Source organism: Streptomyces sp. NPDC048383 (assembly GCF_040651775.1).
Classification (GTDB): domain Bacteria; phylum Actinomycetota; class Actinomycetes; order Streptomycetales; family Streptomycetaceae; genus Streptomyces.
The window spans coordinates 19,789-43,556 of sequence record NZ_JBEZKS010000032.1 but is presented as its reverse complement, the minus strand read 5'-3'; the positions used below and the strand labels follow the sequence as shown (position 1 = coordinate 43,556).

At 73.7% G+C, this 23,768-nt stretch carries 20 protein-coding genes, 1 pseudogene and 1 riboswitch; of the genes and pseudogenes, 8 read left to right on the top strand and 13 right to left on the bottom strand.

Features of this window, described 5'->3' with window-relative positions; genetic code table 11:
- Window positions 1-6: 6 nt before the first annotated feature.
- From AB0D46_RS21875 to thiO, 5 genes are all read right to left on the bottom strand, one after another.
- Window positions 7-915 carry a deoxyribonuclease IV gene (locus AB0D46_RS21875; RefSeq protein ID WP_362879776.1) on the bottom strand — a complete coding sequence of 303 codons (909 nt, stop codon included), beginning with the start codon at window positions 913-915 and terminating at the stop codon, window positions 7-9.
- A 20-nt stretch (window positions 916-935) separates the two neighbouring features.
- Window positions 936-2,870: a Stk1 family PASTA domain-containing Ser/Thr kinase gene (gene pknB / locus AB0D46_RS21870; protein WP_362879719.1), complete on the bottom strand. Its 1,935-nt coding sequence runs from the start codon at window positions 2,868-2,870 to the stop codon at window positions 936-938.
- Window positions 2,871-3,007: 137 nt separating this feature from the next.
- The gene (locus AB0D46_RS21865) at window positions 3,008-3,808 is read right to left on the bottom strand and encodes a thiazole synthase (RefSeq protein WP_362879717.1); all 801 of its coding nucleotides are present in this window, start codon (window positions 3,806-3,808) and stop codon (window positions 3,008-3,010) included.
- 5 nt (window positions 3,809-3,813) lie between these two features.
- A complete protein-coding gene (gene thiS / locus AB0D46_RS21860; protein ID WP_362879715.1) occupies window positions 3,814-4,014 on the bottom strand; it encodes a sulfur carrier protein ThiS in 201 nt (66 codons plus the stop codon).
- The gene (gene thiO / locus AB0D46_RS21855) at window positions 4,011-5,180 is read right to left on the bottom strand and encodes a glycine oxidase ThiO (RefSeq protein ID WP_362879713.1); all 1,170 of its coding nucleotides are present in this window, start codon (window positions 5,178-5,180) and stop codon (window positions 4,011-4,013) included. The genes thiS and thiO overlap by 4 nt, the downstream gene beginning before the upstream one ends.
- A riboswitch (TPP riboswitch) is annotated at window positions 5,178-5,290 on the bottom strand. Its footprint overlaps the gene before it by 3 nt.
- Before the next feature lie 169 nt (window positions 5,291-5,459).
- Between thiO and AB0D46_RS21850 the strand changes: the two genes are divergently transcribed.
- The 5 genes from AB0D46_RS21850 to AB0D46_RS21830 all read left to right on the top strand — a co-directional run bounded on the left by AB0D46_RS21850 (window position 5,460) and on the right by AB0D46_RS21830 (window position 9,995).
- Complete coding sequence (locus tag AB0D46_RS21850) at window positions 5,460-6,680, top strand: FAD-dependent oxidoreductase (RefSeq protein ID WP_362879712.1); 1,221 nt, start codon at window positions 5,460-5,462, stop codon at window positions 6,678-6,680.
- Window positions 6,681-6,826: 146 nt separating this feature from the next.
- On the top strand, window positions 6,827-7,192 hold the full coding sequence (locus tag AB0D46_RS21845; RefSeq protein ID WP_362879710.1) for an Rv2175c family DNA-binding protein: 366 nt from the start codon (window positions 6,827-6,829) through the stop codon (window positions 7,190-7,192).
- A gap of 71 nt (window positions 7,193-7,263) precedes the next feature.
- The gene (gene thiE / locus AB0D46_RS21840; RefSeq protein WP_362879708.1) at window positions 7,264-7,914 is read left to right on the top strand and encodes a thiamine phosphate synthase; all 651 of its coding nucleotides are present in this window, start codon (window positions 7,264-7,266) and stop codon (window positions 7,912-7,914) included.
- 126 nt (window positions 7,915-8,040) lie between these two features.
- Window positions 8,041-8,955, top strand: coding sequence for a methylenetetrahydrofolate reductase [NAD(P)H] (metF, locus tag AB0D46_RS21835; protein WP_362879706.1), 915 nt, complete (start codon window positions 8,041-8,043; stop codon window positions 8,953-8,955).
- 50 nt (window positions 8,956-9,005) lie between these two features.
- A complete protein-coding gene (locus AB0D46_RS21830) occupies window positions 9,006-9,995 on the top strand; it encodes a hypothetical protein (protein WP_362879705.1) in 990 nt (329 codons plus the stop codon).
- Window positions 9,996-10,071: 76 nt separating this feature from the next.
- Here the strand turns inward: AB0D46_RS21830 and AB0D46_RS21825 are convergent, their stop codons facing one another.
- The 5 genes from AB0D46_RS21825 to AB0D46_RS21805 form a co-directional block, all read right to left on the bottom strand.
- Window positions 10,072-11,526: an NAD(P)/FAD-dependent oxidoreductase gene (locus AB0D46_RS21825; protein WP_362879703.1), complete on the bottom strand. Its 1,455-nt coding sequence runs from the start codon at window positions 11,524-11,526 to the stop codon at window positions 10,072-10,074.
- Between the two features lie 30 nt (window positions 11,527-11,556).
- Window positions 11,557-12,183 (bottom strand): DUF4126 domain-containing protein, encoded by a 627-nt coding sequence (locus tag AB0D46_RS21820; protein ID WP_362879702.1) that lies wholly within the window; start codon window positions 12,181-12,183, stop codon window positions 11,557-11,559.
- 102 nt (window positions 12,184-12,285) lie between these two features.
- Complete coding sequence (locus AB0D46_RS21815; protein WP_362879700.1) at window positions 12,286-12,687, bottom strand: DUF3040 domain-containing protein; 402 nt, start codon at window positions 12,685-12,687, stop codon at window positions 12,286-12,288.
- A gap of 291 nt (window positions 12,688-12,978) precedes the next feature.
- Window positions 12,979-13,737, bottom strand: coding sequence for a methyltransferase (locus AB0D46_RS21810; RefSeq protein ID WP_362879699.1), 759 nt, complete (start codon window positions 13,735-13,737; stop codon window positions 12,979-12,981).
- 76 nt (window positions 13,738-13,813) lie between these two features.
- On the bottom strand, window positions 13,814-14,335 hold the full coding sequence (locus tag AB0D46_RS21805) for an SAV_6107 family HEPN domain-containing protein (RefSeq protein ID WP_362879697.1): 522 nt from the start codon (window positions 14,333-14,335) through the stop codon (window positions 13,814-13,816).
- A gap of 202 nt (window positions 14,336-14,537) precedes the next feature.
- On the opposite strand from AB0D46_RS21805, the pseudogene AB0D46_RS21800 reads away from it, so the two are divergent.
- The 3 genes and pseudogenes from AB0D46_RS21800 to AB0D46_RS21790 form a co-directional block, all read left to right on the top strand.
- A pseudogene (locus AB0D46_RS21800) lies at window positions 14,538-15,230 on the top strand (ATP-binding cassette domain-containing protein); the annotation flags it as partial.
- Between the two features lie 532 nt (window positions 15,231-15,762).
- The gene (locus tag AB0D46_RS21795) at window positions 15,763-17,856 is read left to right on the top strand and encodes a YhgE/Pip domain-containing protein (protein ID WP_362879696.1); all 2,094 of its coding nucleotides are present in this window, start codon (window positions 15,763-15,765) and stop codon (window positions 17,854-17,856) included.
- A gap of 29 nt (window positions 17,857-17,885) precedes the next feature.
- Complete coding sequence (locus AB0D46_RS21790; protein ID WP_362879694.1) at window positions 17,886-18,518, top strand: TetR/AcrR family transcriptional regulator; 633 nt, start codon at window positions 17,886-17,888, stop codon at window positions 18,516-18,518.
- A 339-nt stretch (window positions 18,519-18,857) separates the two neighbouring features.
- On the opposite strand, the gene AB0D46_RS21785 is transcribed toward AB0D46_RS21790, so the two are convergent.
- The 3 genes from AB0D46_RS21785 to AB0D46_RS21775 are packed head-to-tail and all read right to left on the bottom strand — an operon-like array spanning window position 18,858 to window position 23,634.
- A complete protein-coding gene (locus AB0D46_RS21785) occupies window positions 18,858-21,272 on the bottom strand; it encodes a transglutaminaseTgpA domain-containing protein (RefSeq protein WP_362879693.1) in 2,415 nt (804 codons plus the stop codon).
- Complete coding sequence (locus AB0D46_RS21780) at window positions 21,269-22,624, bottom strand: DUF58 domain-containing protein (protein ID WP_362879692.1); 1,356 nt, start codon at window positions 22,622-22,624, stop codon at window positions 21,269-21,271. Before AB0D46_RS21780 ends, AB0D46_RS21785 begins: the two co-directional genes overlap by 4 nt.
- Window positions 22,624-23,634, bottom strand: a complete 1,011-nt coding sequence (locus AB0D46_RS21775; protein WP_362879690.1) for a MoxR family ATPase — start codon at window positions 23,632-23,634, stop codon at window positions 22,624-22,626. Before AB0D46_RS21775 ends, AB0D46_RS21780 begins: the two co-directional genes overlap by 1 nt.
- Window positions 23,635-23,768 lie beyond the last annotated feature (134 nt).

The window sequence follows — 23,768 nt, the reverse complement described above, 5'->3', positions numbered from 1 at the left end:
TGGCGATCAGTGCGAGGTGCGCAGCTCCTTCAGCAGGGCCACGTCCGCCGCGTGCCCTTCCTTGCCGCCGGGCGTCTCGATGACCAGCGGGACGCCGGCCGTCTCGGGATGCGAGAACAGTTCACCGAAGGCCTCCGGGCCGATGTGCCCCTGGCCGATGTTGGCGTGCCGGTCCTTGTGGGCGCCGACACCCTCCTTGGAGTCGTTGGCGTGGATCAGTTTCAGCCGGCCCGGTCCGACGGCGTCCACCAGCAGGTCCAACGTCTGCTTGGTGCCGCCCGGCTCGGCCAGGTCGTGACCGGCCGCGAAGATGTGGCAGGTGTCCAGGCAGATCCCGAGCCCGGGGTGGTGGTCGAGCGCCTCGAAGTACGGCCCGAAGTCCCAGGTGCGCGAGCACAGCGAGGAACCCTGCCCGGCCGTGGACTCCAGCAGCAGGAAGGGGTCGTCGTCATGGGTCAGCTCGTCCAGCAGCGGCAGCATGTGCTCCCTGACCTGCGCGTACGCCGCGTCGCGCGGGCGGCCGCCGGTCGCCGAGCCGGTGTGGACGACCACCCCGAGCGCGCCGATCTCCCGGGCCCGGCGCAGCGAGTGCCGCAGTGACTCCACCGACTTCTCCACGGTGGCCTCGGTGTGCGAGCCGAAGTTGATCAGGTACGGCGCGTGCACGTACGCCGGTACGGAGAGCTCGGCGCACCGCGCGCGGAACAGCTCGTCCTGCGCCGGGTTCCCCTTCGGCGTGGCCCAGCCCCGGGGATTGGCGACGAAGACCTGGACGGCCTCCGCGCCCATCTCGGCGGCGTACGCCAGGCCCACCGAGGCGAGTCCGCCGGCGACGGGCACGTGCCCGCCCACCGGATTGCGCGTCGCCGCCGCGTCGCGGGAGACGGCGGGAGGCGTCGGCGTCGAGTTGGTCACCGCGGGGGTGACGGACGGGTTCACAGGCCCCTCGTCCGCACCGTGATCGTGCTGCCCTCGGGGGCGTTCAGGCCGCCGAGCACCGACTGGGAGTCCACCGTGTCGCTGAAGGACAGGAACGGCCGGTCCACCTTGACCTGGAAGCCGAGGCCCTCCAGCGTCCTGCGGGCCGTGTCCAGGTCCTTGCCGGTCACGTCCGGTACCTGCACCTGGCGGGGGCCCTTGGACAGGGTGAGGGTGACCGTGTCACCGGCGGCCGCCTGGGCGCCGGCGAGCGCCGACTGGTTGGCCACCGTGCCCGGCGCCGAGGGCGAGTTGACCTGCTCACCGGCCGTCCTCACGGTGAGGCCGAGGCCCTCCAGCGCTTCCCGCGCCTGGTCCAGGGTCCGGCCGGTGACGTTCGGCACCTGGACGGGCCGCCCCTTGCTGACGACCAGCGCGACCGCGGTGTCGGGCGCCCGCCGCTGACCGCCCGCCGGGTCGGTGCTGATGACCGAGCCCCGGGCGACGTCCTGGCTGAAGGCCTGCGTGACGATTCCGGGCGCCAGGCCCGTCTTCGTCAGTTCGGCTTTGGCCTCCTCCAACGGCCGACCCTTGAGGTCGGGCACGCCGACGACCTCGGGGCCGCGCGAGACGGTGAGCACCACGGCGCCGTTCCCGCGGATCCGCTTGCCGCCCTCGGGGTCGGTGTTCATCACCGTCCCGCGCTCGAAGGCGTCGCTGAACTTGCGGTCGATCCGCTTCACCCCGAGCCCGGCCGCCGACAGCTGGGACTTCGCCCGCTCCTCGGACTTGCCGAGCAGGTTCGGGACCTTCGTGAACTGGCCGGAGTTGATGTACCAGACGCCCGTGCCGAGACCGAGCGCGAGCAGCACGCCCGCGACGATCAGCAGCGGCCCGCGCCGGGGCCCGCGCGGCAGCCGGCGGCTCGGGGGCGGCGGCGCCGAGGAGGCGAGCGGCGTCGAGGGGGCGAGCGGCGTCGACGCCAGCCGCGAGGTGTGGAGCACCGGCTGCTGATCGTCCACCGCGCGGGGAATCACCCCCGTACGGTCCTCGGCGGCGGTGCGCGTCCGGGCCAGCGCCTGCGGCGGTACGGCGTCCAGCTCGCCCTCGCCGAGGCCGTCCCGCACGCCGCGGACCAGGCCGAGGAGGGCGGCGGCGTCGGAGGGGCGCAGCTCGGGGTTGCGGGCGGCGGCCTGCGCGACGAGCGCGTCGAGACCGGCCGGCAGGCCCGGGACGAGGGCCGACGGGGGCGGCACGTCCTCGTTGAGGTGCTGGTAGAGCACCTGGGCGGGGCTGCCGCCGTTGTGCGGCTTGCTGCCGGTGAGCATTTCGTAGAGCACGACGCCGCAGGCGTAGACGTCCACGCGGGTGTCGGTGATACCGTTCTCGATCTGCTCGGGCGCCAGGTAGGAGACCGTGCCGAGGACCGAGCCGGTGGTGTTCGTGACGGAGCCCACGGAGCGGACCAGCCCGAAGTCGGCCACCTTCACCCGGCCGTCGTCGCCGATCAGGACGTTCTCCGGCTTCATGTCCCGGTGCACGAAACCGGCCCGGTGGGCGGCGCCGAGGGCGGCGAGGACCGGTTCGAGGATGTCGAGGGCGGCCCTCGGCTGGAGCGCGCCGCGCTCGCGGAGCACGTCGCGCAGGGTGCAGCCGGAGACGTACTCCATCGCGAGGTAGGTGTACGGACCGTCGGTCCCCTGATCGAAGACGGCCACCACGTTGGGGTGGGCGAGGCGGGCCACGGACTTCGCCTCGCGGATGAAGCGGTCGACGAAGGCGCCGTCGGCGGCCAGCGCCGGGTGCATCACCTTCAGCGCGAGGACGCGGTCCAGGCGGGTGTCCACGGCCCGGTAGACCGTGGCCATGCCGCCGGCCGCGATGCGGGCATCGATGCGGTAGCGGCCGTCGAGCACGCGCCCGACGAGGGGGTCATCCAGGGTCGTATCCACCCGGCGATTCTACGAGCGCCCACCGCGCCACCGGCCCGGATGGGGGTGGTTGCAGCGCAGCTGTGACGCACGTCCCCCTCCGGGCAGGCGCCCGCAGACCCCTGCCGGCCCCGCCCGGCAGGGCCAGTACCGCAGGGTCAGGAGGTGAAGGCGGGGCGTTCGGGGTCGAGGGCGGCGCGGCCCTCGACGGGGGAGGAGGCTTCGGCGAAGCGCCGCTGCGGGATGCGACCGGCGCGGTGCGCGAGGCGTCCCGCCGAGACGGCGTCCCGCATGGCCGCGGCCATCAGGACCGGGTCCTGGGCCCGGGTCACGGCGGAGGCCAGCATCACCCCCGCGCAGCCCAGCTCCATGGCCAGCGCGACGTCCGACGCCGTGCCGGCCCCCGCGTCCAGGATGACCGGGACACCGGCCCGCTCGACGATCAGCTCGAAGTTGTGCGGGTTGCGGATGCCCATGCCCGAACCGATGGGGGAGCCGAGCGGCATGATCGCCGCGCAGCCCACGTCCTCCAGCTTGCGGGCGAGCACCGGGTCGTCGTTGGTGTACGGCAGGACGGTGAAGCCCTCGTCCACCAGGACCTCGGCGGCGTCCAGCAGCTCGACGCCGTCGGGCAGCAGGGTGCGCTCGTCCGCGACCACCTCCAGCTTGATCCAGTCCGTGCCCAGGGCCTCCCGTGCGAGGCGGGCCGTGAGCACGGCCTCGCCGGCGGTGAAGCAGCCCGCCGTGTTCGGCAGCACGGCGATGTCGAGCTTCGTCAGGACCGACAGCACCGAGCCCTGCACCGTCGGGTCCAGGCGGCGCATCGCCACCGTCGTCAGTTCCGTCCCGGACGCGGTCAGCGCGCGTTCCAGGACGTCCAGGCTCGGCGCGCCGCCGGTGCCCATGATGAGGCGGGAGGAGAAGGTCCGGCCGCCGAGCGCGAAGAGATCGTCCGCCATCGCCGTCAGCCTCCCTGGACCGCGGTGAGGACCTCGACGCGGTCGCCGTCGCCCACGGGGGTGTGCGGCCACTGCCCGCGCGGGACCACGGTCTCGTTGAGGGCGGCGGCGACGCCCTTGGGCGCCCGGGACAAAGTGGCGACCACCGCGTCGAGGGTGGTGCCGGCCGCGAACTCGCGCGGCTCGCCGTTGACGGAGATGGTCATGCGTAGGACTCCTGACGTGCGGGGGAGAAGCGGCGGGGGGTGAAGGGGCGGGCGATCTCCGGTACGACACCGGTCGCCAGCAACTCCGCCATCACGTCCCCGGTGAGGGGCGTCAACAGGACCCCGTTGCGGTAGTGGCCGGTGGCCAGGTGCAGGCCCGGCAGCTCGGTCGGGCCGAGCAGCGGCGCGTTGTCCGGCGAGCCGGGGCGCAGCCCCGCCAGGGTTTCCACCAGCGGGAGTTCGGTGATGCCGGGCACCAACTCGTGGGCGTCGCGCAGCAGCTCGTAGACGCCGCCGGCGGTGACGGTGGTGTCCCAGCCGAGTTCCTCGCTGGTGGCGCCGACGACGAGCTCGCCGCTCTCGCGCGGCACCAGGTAGACGTGGCTGCCGCGCACGACCGCCCGTACGGTCCGCGACAGGAACGGGCCGTACGCGGCCGGTACCGACAGCCGCAGCACCTGCCCCTTCACCGGCCGTACGGGAACGGCCACCTGGGGCGGTACGCCGGCCAGCCGGCCGCTGAGCGAGCCGGCGGCCAGCACCACCTGGTCGGCGAGCACCTCCGTACCGTCGTCCAGGACGGCGCCCGCCGCCCGGTCCCCGCTGGTGAGGAGCCGGTCCGCCCGGCTGCGGCGCAACGTCACCCCGGAGCGTTCGCAGGCGGCCAGCAGCGCGGCCGCGAGCCGGCGCGGATCGACCTGGTGGTCCCCGTCGACCCGCAGCCCGCCGCGCACCCCGGGCGCCAGCATCGGCTCCAGGCGGCGGCACTCGCGGCCGGTGAGCCACTCGGACTCCAGCCCGCAGCGGCGCTGGAGCGCGTGGAGTTCGCGCAGGTGGAGGCGGTCGTCGGCGTCGAGGGCGACGGCCAGGGTGCCGCAGGCCCGGTAGCCGATGTCCATGCCGCCGGCGGCCTCGTGCAGTTCGGCGGCGAAGTCCGGATAGCGGGCGGCGGAAGCCACGTTGAGCCCGAGCAGGGTCTCCTCGCCGTAGTGCAGTTCCGTGACGGCGGCCAGCATGCCCGCCGCGACCCGGGCCGCGCCGCCGCCCGGGTCCGGGTCGGCCAGTACGACGCGCAGGCCGCGCCGGGCGGCCCGCCAGGCGATGACCAGGCCGATGATCCCGCCCCCGATGACGAGGACGTCGGATCCCTTCCGAGATGAGTGCATGGGCGTCCAGCCCCTCCCTTCGCCGGCATGACCCGGATCAGGTTCGTACGGTCGGAGGCCGGCCAGCCTCCCTCTCAGCCCGGTGCGCCCGGACTCCCGCGATGGGTAACGGTGGCCAGACTAACCCCGTGGCCGGTGGCGGGTAAGGCTGCCTCCCCGCTGCCTCCCGCCGTCCCGCCACCGCCCCGGCGCTGTTCGGCCCGTGGGCTCCCCGCCGTCCCGCCCGGGCCGCCGCACCCGCTATTCCTGACGAATCGTCAGGGAACTAGGCTGGGTCGGGTGAGCGAGCAGACGCAACAGACGAAGCCCGGTGTCGTGATCGTCGGCGCCGGAATGGCCGGGGTGCAGACCGCGGTGGCCCTGCGCGAACAGGGCTTCACCGGCCCCGTGACCCTGCTGGGAGCCGAACCCCACCAGCCCTACGACCGGCCCCCGCTGTCCAAGGCGGTGCTGCTCGGCAAGGCGGAGGACTCCGCCTTCGACGTCGACTTCGAGGGCCTGGACATCGAGCTGCGGCTCGGCACCGAGGTCACCGGCTTGCGGCACGCCGCCCGCGAACTGGACACCGGGGCCGGACCCGTCCCGTACGGGGCCCTCGTCCTGGCCACCGGCGCGCGACCGCTGACCCTGCCCGGCACCGAAGGCGTCCCCGGCGTGCACCTGCTGCGCACCCTCGACGACGCCGCCCGGCTGCGGCCCGTCCTGGCCGCCGCCCCCGCCACCGTCGTCGTCGGGGCCGGCTGGATCGGCGCCGAGTTCGCCACCGCCGCCCGCGCGGCGGGCTGCGCCGTGACCGTCGTCGAGGCGGCGGACCGGGTCCTGGCGGGCGCCCTCCCGGCCGAGGTCACCGCCCCGATGGCGCACTGGTACGCCGAGGCGGGCGCCGAGCTGATCACCGGCGCGAAGGTGGCCGGCGTCGAGGAGGGCCGGGTCCGGCTCGCGGACGGCCGGGAACTGGCGGCGGACGCCGTCGTCGTCGGCATCGGCGCCCGCCCCGCGACGGACTGGCTGGCCGGCACCGGCGTCGACCTCGGCCCCGACGGCTCCGTCACCGCGGACGCCCACCTGCGCACCACCCTCCCCGGGGTGTACGCCGTCGGCGACTGCTCCTCCTTCCCCTCGGCCCGCTACGGTGCGCGGCTGCTGGTCCACCACTGGGACAACGCCCTCCAGGGGCCGCGCGCCGTCGCGGCGAACATCCTGGCGGGGGAGCCCGTACGGGCCTACGACCCGGTGCCGTACTTCTGGTCGGAGCAGTTCGGCCGCTTCGTCCAGTACGAGGGACACCACGCCGGGGCCGACACCCTGCTGTGGCGCGGCGACCCGGGCGGGGCGGGCTGGTCGGTGTGCTGGCTGCGGGACGCCGCCCTGGTCGCGGTCCTGGCCGTCGGCCGGCCGCGGGACCTCGCACAGGGCCGCAAGCTCATCGAGTCGGGCGTCCGGCTCGACCCGGCCCGGGTGGCGGACCCCGCCGCCCCGCTGAAGTCCGCCACCGCCTGACGGCCGGGGCGGGCCGGGACACGGGCGGGGACGCGGCCGGGCGGAGCGGGGAAGTCCGCACCGCGCCGCCCGGGCGGGAGGCGGCCCGGACCCCGGACGGACGGGCCAGGTACCGGCGGCCCGTCCGAGATGGCAGGCTTGTGTCCGTGACCGAGATTGACGCAAAGATCGATGCCCTCGTCCCCTCCTGGCTGCACCTCCCCGACATCGCGGAGATGCTCGACATCGAGGTGACCCGGGTCCGCCAGATGGTCAAGGAAGGCCAGCTCATCGCCGTACGCCGGGGCGAGAACCGCACCCTGCAGGTTCCGGCCCAGTTCATCGACGGCGACAAGGTCGTGAAGGGCCTCGTGGGCCTCCTGACCGTGCTGCGCGACGACCGCTTCTCCGAGGAGGAGATCCTGGAATGGCTCTTCACCGAGGATCCGACCCTGCCCGGCAGCCCCGTGCAGGCGTTGAGTGAGAATCGCGGCACGGAGGTGAAGCGCCGCGCGCAGGCGCTCGCCCTCTGATGAGCTGATCCACCGGTGTGCGGGCCGGTCCCACCGACCCGCACACCGCCACCACCACGGGGGGAACACCCATGCAGCAGCTGTCCGACGCCCGGCTCTACCTGTGCACGGACGCCCGCAGGCGGCAGGGTGACCTCCCCGAGTTCCTGGACGCCGTCCTGGCCGGCGGCGTGGACATCGTCCAGCTCCGGGACAAGGGCATGGAGGCCGGCGAGGAGCTGGAACACCTCCAGGTCTTCGCCGAGGCGGCCCGCCGCCACGGCAAGCTCCTCGCCGTCAACGACCGCGCCGACGTCGCGCACGCCATCGGCTCCGACGTCCTGCACCTCGGCCAGGGAGACATCCCCGTCCCGGCCGCCCGCGCCATCCTCGGTGGCGGCGTCCTCATCGGCCGCTCCTGCCACTCGGAGTCCGAGGTCGACGAGGCGGCCGCCGAGCCCGGCGTCGACTACTTCTGTACCGGCCCCTGCTGGCCCACCCCCACCAAGCCGGGCCGACACGCCCCCGGCCTCGACCTCGTCCGCCACGCCGCCGCCCTGCGCCAGGACCGGCCCTGGTTCGCCATCGGCGGCATCGACGCCGGCAACCTGGACGAGGTCCTGGACGCCGGCGCCACCCGCGTCGTCGTCGTACGGGCCCTCACCGAGTCCTCCGACCCCGGCGCGGCCGCCGCGGACCTCGCCCGGCGCGTGCGCGCCCGCGCCGAGGTCGCCGCGGGCTGAGGCCGCCGGGGCACGGCGTTCCGGGTCGACGTCACGGCCCGGGAACCTCCCCGCAGGGTGTCCAAAAATGTGTCCAATGGATGGACGCGGCTTCGATGACCGGCAAGCCGCGTCTAACCTGCCCGTATGGCCCTTGGTACCGCTTCCACCTGGTCGGATCGTGCGCACACGGTCCGCGATCTCATCGCGTCCGGGGGCTCGTACTCATTCGAGTTCTGGGCTCCCAAGACGGAGAAGGGCGAGCGCAACCTCTGGAACGCGCTCCGCCGGATCGAGGCGGTTTCCCCGAGCTTCGTCTCGGTGACCTACGGGGCCGGTGGCTCCACCCGCGGCGGCACCGTCCGCGCGACCCAGCAGATCGCCGCCGACACCACCCTGACACCCGTCGCGCACCTCACCGCCGTGGACCACTCGGTCGCCGAGCTGCGCCACGTCATCGGCCAGTTCGCGGACGCCGGGATCCGCAACATGCTCGCGCTGCGCGGGGACCCGCCGGGCGACCCGATGGCGCCGTGGGTCAAGCATCCCGAGGGCGTGGACTACGCCGCCGACCTGGTCCGGCTGCTCAAGGAGTCCGGGGACTTCTGCGTCGGCGTCGCCGCGTTCCCCGAGATGCACCCCCGCTCGGAGGACTGGGACACGGACATCCGGCACTTCGTGGACAAGTGCCGCGCGGGCGCGGACTACGCCATCACCCAGATGTTCTTCGATCCGGAGAATTATCTGCGGCTGCGCGACAGCGTCGCGAAGGCGGGCTGCGACACCCCGATCATCCCCGAGGTCATGCCTGTTGTGGGCGTCAAACAGCTCGACCGGCTGCCGCAACTCAGCACCGCCGTCTTCCCCGAGAACGTGAAAGAGCGCATGCTCGCGGTCAAGGACGATCCCGCCGCTGTACGCTCCATTGGCATCGAGTTCGCCACGGAGTTCTGCGCGCGGCTGCTGTCCGAGGGTGTTCCGGGACTGCACTTCATCACGCTGAACAATTCCACGGCGTCCCTCGAGATCTACGAGAACCTGGGCCTGCACCAGCGGGCCTGACCGGCCAATCCCCGTTCCCGTGCGGGCGGCCGTACCGAGAGGGGCCACGCATGGGAATGACGGTCCTCTACATCGCGTTCGGTGTCGTCGCGTTGTGGTTGCTTGCCGAGGTCCTGATGCAGTACAAGGCCCGGCTCCGCTGGCGCCTGCTCGCCTTCACCGGGTTCCTCGGCGTCGTGGCGGGGGTGGTGCTGCCCTCGGTGTACGTGATCGGCGCGGGCGCCGTCGCCTTCGCCCTGGGCCAGACCCTGGTGACCCTGTCCTTCCGCAAGGGCTTCGTGGCCGGCTGGTCGCTGCGCAAGGGCGGGGAGCCCGCCCCGCAGGAACAGGGCCGACGCCGCCGCGCGGGCAAGGGACCCCGCTCGGACACCGGGCTGGAGGTGACGGCGCTGGAGTACGGATCCCAGGGCCCGGACGCCTCCGGCGCGGACCTCTCCGCCGGGCGCCGCGGCCACGAGGGACGCGACGGCCACGAGGGACGCGACGACGGCGACGTGGACTCGACGCGGGTCTTCACCCCGGAGCCGGTCCCCGAGGACACCGGCTCGTACGGCATACAGAGCTTCGCCCCCCGCCAGGGCGACGGGTCCGCGCCCCAGGGCCGGCCCGAGCAGGACGCCCAGCAGTACGCGGCGTACTACGACCAGCAGCAGGGCGGCCAGGGCTACGACTGGTCCGGCGGCTACCCGACCGGCGAACAGCAGGTCTACGCCGCCTACTCGGACCCGTACATCGGCACCGGCGGCACGGTCGCCCCGCCCGCCTACGACTACTCCGGCTACGCCCCGTACGACCCGGCGCAGCAGCAGTACTCGATGGACACCCCGCCCGGCGGAGTCTGGGTCCCGCAGCAGCGCGCCAACGAGGCGCAGCCCCCGTACCCGGGCCAGGACGGCCGGGACCAGCAGGGCTACCCGTACCAGGGTCAGCAGGGCCACCCGAACGACCAGCACGGCCAGCACGACCAGCACGACCAGGGCAACGGCAACGGCAACGGCAACGGCAACGGCAACGGCGAGTACGACCAGTACCGCTACTGACGGCCGCCGGGCGGGCGCCACCGGGTCGGGGCCACCGCTGGTCGGGCCACCGCGACCCGGGCCACCGCGACCGGGGTTACTGCGACCCCCGGAAGCGGTCCCCCTCCACGATCAGCCCGGCCACCAGCGCCCCGGTCATCCCGGCGTGCGGGAGCCCGCCGCCCGGGTGGGCCCAGCCGCCCGCGAGGTAGAAGCCGGGCAGGGCCGTCGTGTTCGCGGGGTAGAGCAGCCGACCGCCCGCCCCCGCGAGGGCCGGCGGGGGCACGGACCCGCCGAGGGCGCCGGTCGCCGCCTCCACATCGGCCGGGGTGCGCACCTCGTGCCACAGCAGCCTCTCCCGCAGCCCCGGTACCGCCCGTTCGGCGCGGGCGAGCAGCTCCTGCGCCCCGGGAAGGCCCTGCGGCGCCCCCGGGTCGCACACGGCGCTCACGGTGACGGCCTCGTGGTCCGCGTCGGGCCGGGTCGTCGGGTCGTCGGGGCGCAGGACGGTGACCGTCCCCGCGTCGGCACCGTCCCGGTGGGCCGGGTCGCGGTGGACCAGGGTGCGGTGCACGGCGTCCGCCGGCCGGGCCCCGCGCAGGGCGAGCAGCAGGGTGACCCGGCTGGGCACCCCCGCGCCGCGGGCCGGCACGGCGTCCGGGGCCCAGGCGGGGGAGTCGGCGGGCAGTTGCCTCGGGTCGATGCCGCAGACGACGAGGTCGGCGGGCTCCTCGGTGCCGTCGTCGAGCAGCAGCCCGGCGGCCCGGCCGTCCCGCGTCAGGACGTCCCGTACGCCGGAGCCGAGGACGAACTCCACCTTCCGTTCCAGGCAGCGTTCGTGGACGGCGGTGGCCAGGGCGCGCAGCCCGCCCCGTACGTACCAGCTGCCGAAGGTCTGCTCCATGTACGGCAGCGCGGCGGCGGAGGCGGGCGCGGAGCCGGGATCGATGCCGTACGTCTCGACCCGGGCGGTCAGCAGCTCGGCGAGGGCACCGCCCAGCTCGCGCCCGGCCACCTCGGCCAGGGTCGGCGGGCGCCGGCGCAGCAGCCCGCTCCCGCGCAGCGCCGGGTACGGGTCGCGGCCCAGCGCTCGCCGGTCGGGGCGCAGCGGCTCCTCCAGCAGGGGGCGGCGGGTGGCGTCCCAGGTGTCGCGGGCGCGGCCCAGCACCGCGTTCCAACGGTCGCCCGCGCCCCGGCCGAAGGCCCCGTCGAGGGCCGCGGCGACCCCGCCGCGCGAGTTGCCGGGCAGGGTGACGGTGGTGGCGCCGGAGTCGCCGAGGACGTGCCGCACGGCCGGGTCCAGCTGGACCAGGTCGACGTGGTCCTCCAGGGGCCGCTTGCCGGTCTTGATGAACAGATCGCGGTAGACCGCGGGCAGGTGCAGCAGGCCCGGGCCGGTGTCGAAGGCGAAGCCGTCGCGCCGGTACCGCCCGACCGAGCCCCCGTAGTCGGGTCCGCGTTCGTGGACCGTCACCCGGTGGCCCGCCACGGCCAGTCGGGCCGCCGTCGCCATCGCGCCCATCCCGGCGCCGATCACCGCAATTCGTGCCATGGGGCTGAGCCTATCGAGGGAGGTCGGGGGTCAGTCCGGTGGTGCCCCGCCGGCCGCGCGGACCTCGGCGGCGAGGCGTTTCTCCTCGCGGCGCTGGGCCCGCCGGCGCAGGAAGCGGCGGATCCGGCTCCATAGGTAGATCACCATGGCCAGGCCGGTGATCAGCAGTACGGCCGCGATGACGGCGGCGGCCTGCGGGTTGAACATGGCGAAGGTGACGATCGCGCCGACGCCGAGGTCCTCGGCCGTGCTCATCACGATGTTGCTGACGGGCTCCGGTGAGGTGTTGATGGCCATCCGGGTGCCGGCCTTGACGAAATGGCTGGCCAGCGCCGTGGAACCGCCGACCGCACCGGCGGCGAGGTCCGACAGGGAGCCGCTCTGCCCGGCCAGCAGGGCGCCGACCACGGCCCCGGACAGCGGCCGGATGACGGTGTGGACCGAGTCCCACAACGAGTCCACGTAGGGGATCTTGTCGGCGACGGCCTCGCAGAGGAACAGCACGGCCGCCGCGATCAGGACGTCGGGGCGCTGGAGCGCGGCGGGTACGTCGTCGCTCAGTCCGGTCGCGCCGAAGATGCCGAGCAGGAGGATCACGGCGTACGCGTTGATCCCGCTGGCCCAGCCGCTGGTGAAGACCAGGGGGAGCACACTCACCCGGTCATCATGCCGCAGGACGGTTGCTCCGGCAGGCGGAAACGGCGGAGGGGACGGCCGCCCTCGGGCGTCCGTCCCCTCACCGATCGGTTCGCGCGGGGCTCACTGCCCCTGTTCGTCACGGCGGCGCTGCCACCGTTCCTCGATCCGGGTCATCATCGACCGACGCTGTCGACTGCGGCCGGGGGCCGAGCCGTCTGCACTTCCGGAGACGGGCTGCTCGCCAGGCTTGGGTGCCTTGCGCCAACCGGTGACCACGAGGACCGTACATCCCAGCATGACGAGGAAACCCACCACGCTGATCCAGAGCACGTTCGGCACGATCACACCGGTCATGAGGAGCGCGATACCCACCACAATGCCTGCGACTGCTTGGTAGACCCGTCGCCGGGTGTACGTGCGCAGTCCACTACCCTCAAGCGCTGTCGCGAACTTGGGGTCTTCGGCGTACAGCGCTCGCTCCATCTGCTCGAGCATTCGCTGCTCGTGCTCCGAGAGCGGCACGGGAGTCCTCCTCATCCGTCGGTCGCGGGGTGAGCGACCAGGGGTCCCCTTCAGGATAGGCGGGGAATCGCCCCCGTGACACCCGCCCTCTACGCCACATTCTGCGAATCCACCGAGCCGGTGAGGCACGGTGTCAAATCTGTGGTCAAACCGTACCGCCGCCAGTGCGGTCACTGAGGCGCTTATTCCCCAATGAGCAGTCCGCCATGCCGACCGGTGCTTCCGATCATACGGGGAGGAGCGCCGATTGGGAGGGTGTGCGGCCGAGCCCGGTTCGCGCATGCCCGCAGATCAGGCGGGCTTCTCACCCAGAACGTGCAGTTGCGTGGCGACCGCGTGGAAGGCCGGGAGCTCGGCCGCGGCCTCCTCCAGACGTAGCAGTGCCTCCACCGCGCCGGGTTCGGTGTCGACCAGGACCCCGGGGACCAGGTCGGCGAAGATCCGTACGCCGTGCACCGCGCCGACGGCGAGGCCCGCCCCGCCGACCAGCTCCCCGAGCTGCTCGGCGGTGAAGCGGCGCGGCACCGGGTCGCCGGCGCCCCAGCGGCCGGCCGGGTCGGTGAGGGCCGTACGGGCCTCGGTGAAGTGGCCGGCCAGCGCGCGGGCGAGCACGGCCCCGCCGACGCCGGAGCCGAGCACGCTGAGGACGCCGCCCGGGCGCAGAGCCGCGACCGCGTTGGCGACGCCCTCGGCCGGGTCGTCCACGTACTCCAGCACGCCGTGGCAGAGCACCACGTCGTACGCGTCGCGCTCGACCACGTCCAGCAGGCCCTGGGCGTCGCCCTGGACCCCGCGCACCAGATCGGCGACGCCCGCCTCGGAGACCCGGCGCTCCAGCCCGAACAGGGCGTTCGGGCTGGGGTCGACCACGGTCACCCGGTGGCCCAGGTGAGCCACCGGCACGGCGAACTTGCCGGTGCCGCCGCCGGTGTCCAGTACGTCCAGCACGTCCCGCCCGGTCGCCTTCACCCGGCGGTCGAGGGCCTCCTTGAGGACCTCCCACACCACGGCGGTGCGAAGGGAGGCACGGGGGCGGGAATTGTCCGACACGACTGATGACTCCTCGGCGCGTATGAGTGGGGGAGCGGTGCGATCCCCACCCTATGGCCTCGGACAGCCGGGCAGGTCATCCCGCCTCCGGACGCTCCGGTCCCGGTGTCCTCGGCAGCGGCAGGGCCTGCGCCACGGGTTGCAGCGCGAGCATCCGCTCGACCAGGCGCAGGAACATCCCCGTCTCCCGCACCAGGTCGTCCGCCTGCCGGTCGGTCGCCGCGTCCCGTATCCCCGCCTCGGCCCGCGCCCGGCGGGCCGCGCCGGAGGCGAACAGGGCGCTCCACTCCGTCAGCTCCGGCGCTATCTCCGGGAGCACCTCCCACGCGCTGCGGATCCGCGGCCTGCGCCGCGGATGGACCGGCTCGGAGCGCCCGCGCGCGGCGAGCACCGCCGCGGCGGCGCGCAGCGCCGCCAGGTGTGCGGTGGCGTACCGCTCGTTGGACCGGGGCAGCCGGGCCGCCTCGGCCAGGCCGTCGCGGGCCTTGGCGAGCAGGTCCAGGGCGGCAGTGGGGTCTCCCCGCGGCGGAGCCGTCGGGGAAGGTGCGGCCGACCTGCGCGGGACGGGGTGGACACGGGACGGGGACGGTGTGGCCATGACGAACCTCCTGTCGTTGCGTGGTGCTCGGCGGTGTTGCGGGTACGCGTGCGGTGTGCGCGTGCCCCTCCATCGTGACGACCGGCACTGACAATCACCCTGACCTGCGCTTTTGCCCCCAAAGTCCCCCTCGGGTACGGCCCTTGGCCCTGAACCTGATAGTTTTTGAACTGACCGGTCAGTTCAAAAGAAGGGGGATGGCGTGGACAGCCCGCACGGCGCGGCCGTCAAGGCCGAGGACTTCGGACTCAAGGGCCCGCGCGGCTGGGCCTTCCGGGGCGTGGGGATCGACGCGGCGCCCGGCTCGCTCATCGCGCTCGAAGGCCCGTCCGGCAGCGGTCGGACCTGCCTGCTCCTCGCCCTCACCGGGCGGATGAAGGCCACCGAGGGGTACGCCGAGATCGGCCGCCACCGACTGCCGAAGAAGATGGCGGCGGTCCGTCGGATCTGCGCCCTCGGCCCGGTCCCCGGGGTCAACGACCTCGACCAGGCGCTCACCGTCACCGAGCAACTGCGCGAGGGCGCCCTCCTCCAGCGGCACTACACCGGCCCCGTGCGCGCCCTGCTGCGCCCGCGCGGCGAGGGCCGGACCGCCGCCAAGGTCCTGATCGCGGAGGCCTTGACCGTGGTCGGCCTCGACCTGGCGACGCTGCCGAAGGGGCCGCGCACCTCGGTGCGCGACCTGGAGCGGCCGGAGGCCGTACGGCTCTCCGTGGCCATCGCCCTGCTGGGCAACCCCCGCCTGCTGGCCCTGGACGACCTGGACATCAAGCTCTCGGACTCCGAGCGCGACGAGGTCTGGGCCCTGCTCCGGTCCATCGCCGCCCGCGGCACCACCGTGCTCGCGGTGTGCAGCAAGGCCCCGGCGGACGTGACGGTGCTGCGCACGGTCCCGACCCCGACGAAGGCCAAGGCTCCGACGAAGACCCAGGCTCCGGCGAAGACCGAGGCTACGGCGAAGACCGACAAGACCAACGCGAAGACCGACGCGAAGACCAAAGCGAAGACCAAGGCCAAGGCTCCGGCCGAGGCCGAGGCCGCCGCACCGGCCGGGCGCGGGACCGCGGAGCCCGCTCCCGTCGCCTCCCGAGGTGCCGGTCCGAAGATCACCTGGGGCCTCTCCGAAGGAGCCGCGCCCGCACCGGACGCGGCGGCCGCCCGGAAGGCGGCCCCGGACAACGACACGGACGACGCCCCGGCGGAAGCCGGAACCAAGGCCGAGGCCAGGACCGACGGCACGACCGACAGCAGGACCGGCGCCCCAGCCGACACCGCACCGGACCCGGAAACGGCCATGGATACCGACACCGCACCGGACCCGAAAACGGCCACGGAAACGGCCACGAAAACCTCCGCGGACACCGGCACGACCACCAAGAACGCCCAGGCCACCACCCCCCACCACGACCCGAAGGGAGCGGCGGACGATGCGATCGCCGAAGCTGGCCGCGCTTGAGCTGAAGCGGTTCGGGCGGGGCAAGCTGCCCCGGGCCGCGCTCGTCGCGCTGCTCCTGCTGCCGCTGCTGTACGGAGCCCTGTACCTCTGGTCCTTCTGGGACCCGTACAGCCGTCTCGACAAGGTTCCCGTCGCCCTCGTCAACGTCGACAAGGGCGCCACCGTCGACGGCAAGCGGATCGAGGCCGGTGACGAGATCACCAAGAAGCTGCACGACAGCAAGACCTTCGACTGGCGCGAGGTGAGCCCCGCCGAGGCGGCGAGGGGCCTGGAGGACGGGACGTACTACCTGTCCCTGACCATGCCCGCCGACTTCAGCGCGAAGATCGCCTCCAGCTCCGGCGACGACCCGGCCACCGGCGCCCTCCAGGTCCGCACGAACGACGCGAACAACTACATCGTCGGCTCGATCTCCAAGACCGTCTTCTCCGAGGTCCGCTCCGCGGCGTCCACCAACGCCTCCCGCGGCTTCCTCGACAAGATCTTCGTCAACTTCTCCGACCTGCACGACAAGACCGCCGAGGCCGCCGACGGCGCCGACAAGCTGAAGGACGGCGCGGGCAAGGCGCAGAAGGGCGCCAAGGACCTCGCCGACGGCCTCGACACGGCCAAGGAGAAGACCGGCGAGCTCAACGGCGGGCTGAAGAAGCTCAACACCTCCGCCGGACAGCTGGAGACCGGTGCGAAGGACCTCGCCGCAGGCACCCAGATCCTCGCCGACAAGGTCAACGGCGCGGCCGCCAAGGCCAAGCCGTTCGTCAGCGACCCGAAGTCGCTGGCGGCCAACGCGGCGCTCGTCGCGGACTCCGCCAAGGTGGTCCGGGAGCACCTCGACACCTTCATGAAGGCCGCGCCCGTCGCGGCCGGCGTCACCAAGCGGGCCCAGACCGGGGCGGACAAGTACTACACCGACCACTGCGTGACCCCCGGCGCCGAACCGCACCTGGCCTCCTGCCCCGACTTGAAGAAGGTCAAGGACGACGTCTCCGAGGGCGCGGCGGCCGCCGCCGACGCCAACAAGGTCGCGCAGGCCGCCGGCACCGACCTCGGCAAGCTCCGCGGCCAGCTCACCGAACTGGAGAACAAGGCGCGCGAGCTCGTCGACAAGGCGCCCTCCCTCGCCTCCGACCTCGACCAGGCCGTCACCAAGGTCAACGCCCTCAACAGCGGCGCCCAGAAGGTCTCCTCCGGGATGGGCCAGCTGCACACCGGCATCGGCACCGCCATGAAGGGCTCCGGCGCCATCAACGAGGGCGTCGGCAAGCTCGGCGACGGCGCGCACACCCTCGACGGCGGCATCTACAAGCTGGTCGACGGCTCCGGCGAACTCGCCGGCGGTCTGCACGACGGCGCCGGCAAGATCCCGGACTACGACCAGCAGGCGCGCGACGCCCGCACCCAGGTCATGTCCGACCCGATCCGGCTCGCCAACCAGTCCCTGCACAAGGCGCCCAACTACGGCACCGGCTTCGCCCCGTACTTCATCCCGCTGTCCCTGTGGGTCGGCGCGATGGTCGCCTACATGCTCATCGCACCGATGAACAAGCGGGCCCTGTCCACCGGCGCCTCGCCCTGGCGGATCGCCCTCGCGGGCTGGCTGCCCGTCGTGGGGATCGGCGCCGCCCAGGTCGGCCTGCTGATGTCCGTCCTGCACTGGGCGCCCGGCCTGGGCCTGGAAATGGCCCGGCCGGCGCTGACCATCGGTTTCCTCCTGCTGGTCACCGGCTGCTTCGCGGCGATCGTCCAGTGGCTGAACGCCAAGTTCGGCGCCGCCGGCCGCATCCTGGTGCTGGCCGCCCTGATGCTCCAGCTGACCTCCGCGGGCGGTACGTACCCCGTTCAGACCAGTCCGGGCTTCTTCAACGCCATCCACCCGTACCTCCCGATGTCGTACGTCGTCGAGAGCCTGCGCCGGCTGATCACCGGCGGCGACCTCGCCCCGGTGTGGCAGGGCAGCGCGGTCCTGATGGCCTTCACGCTCGGGGCGCTCGCCCTCACCGCGCTCGCCGCCCGCGGCAAGCAGGTGTGGACGATGGACCGGCTGCACCCGGAACTGAGCCTGTGAGGGGCTGTTGACCTGTGAGAATCAGCGCCATGGAAAGCAGCAGCACCGGTACGGGCACGGGCGGCGCACGCCGCCGGGCCACCCGGCAGAAGCTCTACGAAGCCGCCGTCACCCTCATCGCCGAACAGGGGTTCTCCGCGACCACGGTCGACGAGATCGCGGAGCGGGCGGGCGTGGCCAAGGGCACCGTCTACTACAACTTCGCCAGCAAGACCGACCTCTTCGAGGAGCTCCTGCGGCACGGGGTGGGGCTGCTCACCGCCTCGCTGCGGGCGGCGGCCGAGGAGACGGAGGCCCGCGGCGGCAGCCGCGTCGAGGCCCTGGACGGGATGATCCGCGCGGGGCTGGTCTTCATCGACCGCTACCCCGCCTTCACCCAGCTCTACGTCGCCGAACTGTGGCGGACCAACCGGGCCTGGCAGTCGACCCTGATGGTGGTCCGCCAGGAAGCCGTGGCGGTCGTCGAGACGGTGCTGCGCGAGGGCGTCGAGCGGGGCGAACTCAGCGCCGAGATCGACGTCCCGCTGACGGCGGCGGCGATGGTCGGAATGGTGCTGGTGGCGGCGCTGGACTGGCAGGCATTCCAGAGCGAACGCTCGCTGGACGATGTCCACTCGGCGCTGTCGCTGCTCCTGCGGGGCCGGGTCAGCGGCAGTCGATGACGCCGGTCGGACCCCCCGGTCGGCGGTGCCGACCGGGCACGTCCGCGACGTAGAACTGAGTATCCGTACCCAGGCGCCGAAATGAGTACCCGTACGGATGGGCTCCCACCTGCGAGGACAGCAGACTGGGGGTGACGGACAGGGCTTCGGCCCGCACCGCGGACACGGGGCCGCGGAGCGGGCCGGATCCCTGACCGGACGGGGAAACAGGGGGGAACGGGCCACGGGAGAGCCCGGACACGGGAACGCCGGTGGGTCGGGGCTCGGGGGGAACGAGCCCGGACACACCGGCGTTTTCCGTGCGTAAGGAGCCGCGGGCGGCGGCCGACCGGCCCGCCCTCAGCCCCGCCCGCGCAGCGGGATCCGGATGCGGCCGACCACGGCCGACACCCGCTCCGACAGCGCGGCCCAACGGGCCGCGACAACCCAGGACACCCGGGCCGCCGACCGCGGCAGCAGCAACGCCCGCAGCCGCCCGGCCCGGCCGACGCCCGCCAGCAGGCCGGCCCGGGCCAGCAGGACGTCGTCCGCGAGACCGGGGGAGGACAGGTCGGCGCCGGGCGGCGCGTACAGCGCCCGTTCGACCGCGCCCGCCACCCGGTGGACCGCCCCGGCCGGCTCCGCCTCCAGCTTGCCCAGCGTCACGACGCGATCCGCGGCCCGCCGCGGCGACAGCGCCTCGTCCGGGAGCACGTTCACGTCCCAGGCGGCGTCACCCAACTCCCGCCAGGCGTCCAGCACCTCCCGCGAACCCAACCGGCGCGCCCGGACCCGACCGCGCCACACCACCGGCAGCAGCGGCAGCGCGAGCACCGCCAGGGCCGCACCCGTCCAACCGAGGACCGCGCCGACCGAAGGACCGCCCGAACCCGGGGCGCCGTCCTGCTTCAGCGCCGGACCGCCGCACTCGCCGAGCCGCTTCAGCTCGGGCGGGCACTCGTTCGCCGTCGACGGCGCCGCCGAGGGCTGGGTGACGGGCTGCGACGGGAGCGCGGACGGCGCCGACGGCTGCGGGGCCGGGGACTCGGCGCGGCTGTAGTCCGGCACCGAGATGCCCGCGCGGGGCGTCGGCTCGAACCGGGTCCAGCCGACGCCCTCGAAGTACAGCTCCGGCCAGGCGTGCGCGTCCCGCATGGAGACGTTGACGCTGCCGTCCGCCTGCTTCTCGCCCGGGGTGAAGCCGACCGCGACCCGCGCCGGGATCCCGAGGGTCCGCGACATGGCCGCCATCGAGAACGCGAAGTGGACGCAGAAGCCCTCCTTGTCGTTCAGGAACCGGGCGATGGCCTGCGAACCCGTACCGGAGGAGACCTTCGTGTCGTAGCGGAAGCCGCCGTTCACCGCGAAGAAGTCCTGGATCCTGACCGCCCGCGTGTAGTCGTCCTTCGCCCCGGCCGTGACCCGCCGGGCCGTCTCCGACACCACCGGCGGCAGGTTGTCCGGCAGCTTGGTGTACTCCGCCCGCACGAAGGGGTTCGGGCCCGGCGCGGACTGCAACTGCGCCGCCGTGGGCCGCAGCAGCAGGCTCCGTACCGTGTACTGCGCGCCCTGCACGTTCTGGAAGCGGTCCTTGCCCAGCTGGTCGCCGACCAGGGTCCGGCCGGCCGGCTCGAAGCGCCACTTCCCGCCGATGTCCACCTGCGTCGCCGGGTACGGCATCGGCAGGTAGCGTTGGGCGTAGGTGTCCGCCGCCGAAACGGTGGTGCGCACCTCGCTCGCGCTCTCGCGGACCCGCTCGCTCAGCCCCGTGGGGGTCGGCATCCGCTCGGGGACGTCGGTGAGCGGGCGCCCGGAGGCCTCCCACTTCACCCCGTTGAACTCGTCCAGCGCCAGGATCCGCAGGTACTGCTCGCCCAGCTGCGGGCTGTCGGTGCGGTACCGCAGGACGACCCGGTTGTCCTGCGCGTTCAGGCTGCTCTGCAGGGAGACCAGCGGGTTCACCGCCGAGATCGTCCCGCCGGTCCCGCCGCCCGTACCGTCGTCCCCGCCGGGCGGACCCAGTACGCCGCTGCCCAGCGCGGGCAGCAGGGCCGGCGCGAGCAGCGCCAGACCCAGCGCGGCCACGCCGATGCGGCGCCCGGTGCGCACCGGGGCGACCGCCTTGGCGCCCGCCCCGCCCCCGTAACCGGAGGCGGCCGAGACGCGCCCGCCGGGGGCCGCGCCGAAGACCCGCCCCCACTGGGCGAGCCGGTCGCGGCCCTCGGAGAGCAGCAGCATCAGGTAGCCGCCGCCGGCCAGCACGAAGGCGAACCAGGCACCGTCCTGCCCGGCGGACAGCCCGGCGGCCACCGAGTACAGCGCCAACAACGGCAGTCCCGCCGCCGCGGCGGCGCGCACGGTCACCGCGAGGACGTCGACCAGCAGGCCGATCAGCAGGACGCCGGACAGCAGCAACAGGCGGATGCCGTCCGTCGTCGGGGCCGGGATCGCGAACTCCGCGACGTCCCGGGTGCCCTGCTGGAACAGCGCCCCGAAGTCGGTGACGAGGAACGCCAGCGGCCCTGATCCGGTGGACTCGGCCTTCCCGGCGAAGAGGAACGCCAGCAGCAGCAGGGACACCAGCAACTGGGCCGCCACGGTCAGCGACCGGGCCAGCGGCACGCGTCGGGCCCCGGCGCCCACCGCCGCCTGCACGCCCAGCAGCGCGGCCGCCTGGAGCAGCCAGCCGGAGGATTCCACCAGCGGGGCCAGTGACCAGGAGGTCAGGAGCGTCGCCAGCATCGCGAAGAACGTCACCCGCGCCCGTCCGCTCATTCCCGGCCTCCGAAGCTTCCCGCGCCGAGCGGAGCGTTCCCCGCCTGCCGCCACAGCTCGCCGAACGCGGCGCCGGGCGGTACGGACACGGCCGTCCAGCCCGCGTCCCGCAGTCTGCGCAGCCGTTCCTCCACCCGCGTGGGCTCGCCCGCCCAGGTCGCCGGGTCCAGTACGAACGCCACGGCGCCCGCGCTGCGCCGGCGCATCCGCGCCGCCGTCTCCGCCTGTACGTCGTCCAGGTCGCCGAAGAACGCGATGAGCAGGCCGTCCCCGCCGGACGCGGCGAAACCGGCGCCGGCGCCGCGCAGGGCGTCGTGGGCGGCGGAGAGCCCGGACCCGTCGGAGTGCCCGACCACCGCGAGGGTGTCCATCATCAGTCCGGCCGCCTCGGCGGACTCCTGCCCGCCCGAGGAGAAGCCGCCGCCCTCGCCACCCGCGCAGTCGCCGGTGTCGGTCAGCAGCCGGGCCGAGAAGCCCTGTTCGAGCACGTGCAGCAGGGTGGAGGCGGCCGCGGAGACCGCCCATTCGAAGGCGGAGTCCGGACCGGCGCCCTCGTACGCGCGGCGGCGGGTGTCCAGCAGCACGGTGGCCTTGCTGCGCTGCGGCTGTTCCTCGCGGCGCACCATCAGCTCGCCGTAGCGTGCGGTGGAGCGCCAGTGGACCCGGCGCAGGTCGTCGCCGCGCCGGTAGGTGCGCGGGATCACGTCGTCGTCCCCGGCCAGGGCCAGCGAGCGGCGGACGCCGTCGCCGTATCCGTTCGCCTCGCCGGTCATCCGGACCGGGGGCAGGGGTTCGGTGCGGGGGACGACGGTCAGGGTGTCGTAGGCGCTGAAGGAGCGGGTCAGCTCGACCAGCCCGAAGGGGTCGGTCAGCCGCAGTTGGAGCGGGCCCAGCGGATAGCGGCCGCGCAGGTCGGAACGGACCCGGTAGGAGACCTCGCGACGGCCGCTCGCCTCGACCCGGTCCAGGACGAACCGGGGCCGGGGCCCCAGTACGTACGGCACCCGGTCCTGGAGCATGAGCAGCCCGGTCGGGACGCGGGAGACGTTCTCCATCCGCAGCTGGACCCGGGCCTCACCGCCGGCGGGCACCCGCGAGGGGGTCAGCCGGCGGCTGCCGGAGACCCGGTGGCGGGTGCGGTGCAGGGCCAGTACGCAGATCAGCGGGAGGACGACCAGCAACAGCCCGACCCGCAGCAGTTGGCTCTGGCCCAGCACGTACGCGCACGCGGCGGCGGCGGCCCCGGCGGCCAGGAACGACCGGCCCCGGGTGGTCAGGCCGGCCAGCGAGGCCCGAAGCCCGCCCGCCTCCCTCGGCAGCCCGCCGGCGCCGCGCGGGGCACCGGCGCCCATCAGAAGCCCCGGATGCCCGCGCCGGGCGGCATCTCGCCGCGGGCGTGCGCGGCGGGAACGGGGGTGCGCTGGAGGATGTCGTGGACGACCTGCTCGGCGGTGCGCCGGTTCAGCTGCGCCTGCGCCGTGGGCAGCAGCCGGTGCGCGAGGACGGGCGCGGCCAGCGCCTGCACGTCGTCGGGCAGGACGTAGTCCCGGCCGGACAGCGCGGCCGAGGCCTTCACGGCGCGCAGCAGGTGCAGGGTGGCGCGGGGGGAGGCGCCCAGGCGCAGGTCGGGGTGGCTGCGGGTCGCGGAGACCAGGTCGACCACGTAGCGGCGGACCGGTGCGGCCACGTACACCTCGCGGACGGCCTCGATCAGCTTGATGATCTCGTGGGCGTGCGCGACGGCCGTCAGGTCGTCGAGCGGGGAGACCCCGCCGTGCACGTCGAGCATCTGGAGCTCGGCCTCGGGGCTGGGGTAGCCGACGGAGACGCGGGCCATGAAGCGGTCGCGCTGCGCCTCGGGGAGCGGGTAGGTGCCCTCCATCTCCACCGGGTTCTGCGTGGCGACCACCATGAACGGGCTGGGCAGGGCGTACGTGGTGCCGTCGATGGTGACCTGGCGTTCCTCCATCGACTCCAGCAGCGCCGACTGGGTCTTGGGGGAGGCTCGGTTGATCTCGTCACCGATGACGATCTGCGCGAAGATCGCGCCCGGCTTGAACTCGAACTCGCGGCGCTGCTGGTCGTAGATGCTGACGCCGGTGATGTCGGAGGGCAGCAGGTCCGGAGTGAACTGGATGCGCTGCACCGAGCAGTCGATGGACTTGGCGAGCGTCTTGGCCAGCATGGTCTTGCCGACGCCGGGGACGTCCTCGATCAGCAGGTGTCCCTCGGCGAGCAGCACCGTCAGCGCGAGGCGCACGACCTCGGGCTTGCCCTCGATCACGCCCTCGACCGACTGGCGGACCCGCTCTGCCGTGCTGGTCAGATCCGCGAGGCTGGCTCGGTCGTCGTACGTGGTCACCTGGTTCTCCTCGGCCCTTTCCCAGGGCCGACGCCGTTGGCGCATGTACCGGCCCACCCCTGAACGCGGACACCGGCCCCGGAGGTCGTCCGGGGGGCGCCACACCGCATTCTTGACGCCGTTACGGCCCCGTG